The sequence below is a fragment of the Variovorax sp. P4_D9 genome (assembly GCF_056401695.1).
This window is the reverse complement of sequence record NZ_JBFUIU010000921.1, coordinates 1-3,315: the sequence shown is the minus strand read 5'-3', so window position 1 is coordinate 3,315 and position 3,315 is coordinate 1. Positions and strand designations below refer to the sequence as shown.

Genomic DNA, 3,315 nt, shown 5'->3' with positions numbered 1-3,315 from the left:
CTTTCTCATCTGGSCGCGCTGCATCACACGATGGGCGACGACCTGTCGGCCCTGCCATTCCTCCAGGAGGCGCTCGGAATCCTGCGCTCCTCACTAGGCGACGAGCACGAATTGGTCGCTCAGGGGACGGGCGCCCTGATCGAGCTTGGCATTGACCTCGCGCTCCGCTTCGAGCGAACCGCCCAGTTGATCGACATCGATGCGGCGATAGCCGCCTTGCGTTCGGCGGCCGACGCTGCGCCGGGATCCGACTCCAAGCGACCGGAGTACTTTGGCATGCTGGGCGCCTCTCTGAAGTCCCGATATCAGCAGACGCTGCAGCCAGACGACCTGGATGAAAGCATYGCGGCGTTCCAGCTCGGGATGGATGCGTTGCCGGGCGACTCCCCCAACCGACCGCGCTTTCTTTCCGAGCTCGGAGGATTGTTTGCGCTTCGGTACGAGCAAAGCGGGCGGCCTGTCGATCTGGATGATGCCGCTACAGCCCTCCAAGCTGGTGTAGATGGGACACCAGTTGACTCACCTGCCCGACCTGCCTGCCTCGGTCTCTTCGGACGGGTTCTGTCACGCCGCTATCAGACTGCCGGGCGCTCGTTCGATTTGGATGTGGCCCTTGTGGCGCTCCGAGCTGCAGTCGATGGTCTACCCGCTGGCTCGCCCAAGCGCGCAGACTACAACAGCTCCCTGGGGATTGCACAGGTTGCCCGCTATCGGCGGACCGGGCGGCTTGCCGATCTGGATGCAGCGATCATCTGCGAGCAAGAGGCAGTGGACAGCACGCCGCCCGACTCCCCTGACCGGCCGGGCTACCTGAGCAACCTCGGGGTATGTCTACTCACCGTCTACGAACGGACCGGGCGGCTGAATGACCTGGATTCGGCGATGACGGCCTTCCAGACATCAGTGGATGTCGCCTCGGCGGGCCACATTGCCCGGCCGTACTGCCTTATGAATTTAGGAGTCGGACTCTATGAACGGTATGCGCGCCTGGGTCGGCTGGACGATCTGGATGCGGTTGTCTCGTCCTACAGGGCGGCACTGGACTGTTCCATGCCGGACTCACCCGATCGGCCGCAGTTCCTCAGCCTTTTGGGAACAGGCTTGGCCGATCGATACGAATGGACCGGGATGGCCGCCGACTTGGACGCGGCGATTGTTGCCCTTCAGGAGGCGGTGGACCGTGTACCGGCTGGCCACACATACCGGCCCACCTACATCAACAACCTGGGGAAGGCCCTGAGCGACAGGTATAAGCGGACCGGGCACCTTGCGGATCTGGATGCATCGCTCGCAGCCTACCGGGAGGCAGTGGATGACGAGCCGGCCGCCTCCCCGCACCGGCGTCGCTACGTCGCGAACCTTGGTGCTGGCCTGGAGGCTCGCTGCGAGCGGACCGGGCAGCTTGCTGATCTTGATGCGGCGATTGCAGCCTATCGGGAAGCGGTGGCAGGTGCGCCGACAGACTCCCCCGATGGGCCACGCTACCTCCTCAATCTGGGCGACGGGCTGCGACGCCGCTACCAGATCACCCGGACCCTGGCCGACCTGGAGGGTGGAATCGCCGCCTTCGAGCAGACGTGTCAGCTGGGACTCGTCCTTGCTCCCGCAGCGGCGCTGAGGGGCGCGAGAGCATGGGCCGGCTGGGCTGCCATCCGCCACAGGTGGTCCGAAGCCGTTCAGGCCTGCGACGCGGGGCTCCAGGCCATCGAGCAGCTCTACGAGATCCAGCTTCTCCCTGGCGCAAAAGAGACCTGGTTGCGTGAGTCCCAAGATCTCGGCGCTCACGCGGCATGGGCCTGGGCGCGCACCGGAGAGCCAGCCAAGGCCGTGGTGGCGCTGGAGCGAAGCCGGGCCCGATTGCTCAGTGAGGCTCTGATCCGCGACCGAACCGACCTCGCGCGAGTTCAATTGCTCGATCCACAAGCGCACGCCGACTTTGAGCGAGCTGTCGGACAGTTGCGCCAACAGGAGGTTCGCGAGCGTGCCGATCGTATGGCACCGGCAGGAAGATCGAGTCAGTCGTCGGCGGGGATGTGCCAACCACAGGTTCGCCAGGCGCGCGCCGACTTGGACGCGGCAATCAGACGCATCCAACAAGTACCTGGATTCAGCGGCTTCCTGAAGGCGCCGGATTGGGGAATTTTGGCGGGGGCGGTGACGCCCGCACGTCCGCTCGTCTATCTGGTGACGACCCCGACCGGAAGCGTCGCCCTGCTTGTCCATCGTCCCGCCGATGTTCCGGCCGATGACGCCACCGTGATCGTCGCCGAGACAATCTGGGCAGAGGAGTTCACCACCACTGACCTGCATAGCCTGTTAGTCAGTCGGGACGATCTGGGGAACGTGGTCGGCGGCTACCTGCCTGGGCAGTTAGATCAACCAGCCTGGCTGGAGACAGCACTGACGGCGCTCTTGCCTCGGCTCGGCGCCGCGCTGGTCGGGCCTGTCGCAGCACGCCTGCGAGCTCTGCACGTTGCGTCGGTCATCCTGGTGCCCACAGGCTTGCTGAGCCTGCTACCGTTGCACGCAGCCACGTACCATGTGGAAGAACGGCAGGTCTGCCTTCTTGACGAGGTCGACGTCGCCTATGCACCGAGTGCGCGGGTGCTCGCCGCGGCCCGGTTGGGTGTTACAGCTCGCGAGGCCCAGCCCGCGGTGCTGGTGGGGGTGGGGAACCCGCTTCCCCATCCTCAGCCTCTGTCGTTCGCCCGCGCCGAACTGGCCGAGGTGGCTTCCTTCTTCTCGATGAACGCCAGCAATCCGCTGTATGAGACTGCCGCAACCAAGGCCAGACTGCTGGAATTGCTGCCGGGCGCGACCCACGTCCATCTGGCCTGCCACGGGAGCTTCGAGGCCGATTCACCGCTGAATTCGCGACTGGAGCTGGCTCCTCCACCGGGGGTGGCGGCAGGTGACGAGCAGGGCAATTTGCGACTGGGGGAACTTCTGGGGCAGGCCTGGTTCGAGACGAGCCGTTTGGTCGTGCTGTCGGCTTGCCAGACGGCGATCACGGACTACCAGCAGCTGCCGGATGAGRCCATCGGTCTGCCGGGGGGGCTCCTGCAGGCGGGAGTGCCGGGTGTGGTAGGAACTCTGTGGGCGGTGAACGATCTGTCAATGACGCTGGTGATGGCGAAGTTCTACGAGCTTCACCGGCGGGGTGATGGGACGACAGGCCCGATGGCACCGATGCACGCGTTGCGGCAGGCGCAGCTGTGGCTGCGCGAGGTAACGGCAGGCGAGTTGGCCGCGTACTTCGAGGAGCGCAGGCAGCTCGCGGAAGCATCGCCGGGGACGACCGGGACGGGAATGAGG

The 3,315-nt window shown here is 65.4% G+C and carries 1 protein-coding gene; it reads left to right on the top strand.

Translation table 11 applies throughout. The features are described from left to right. Positions 1–30 precede the first annotated feature (30 nt). Positions 31–3,315: CHAT domain-containing protein (locus tag AC1DY5_RS48310; RefSeq protein ID WP_478121445.1), on the top strand; the 3,285-nt coding region annotated here is incomplete at its 3' end.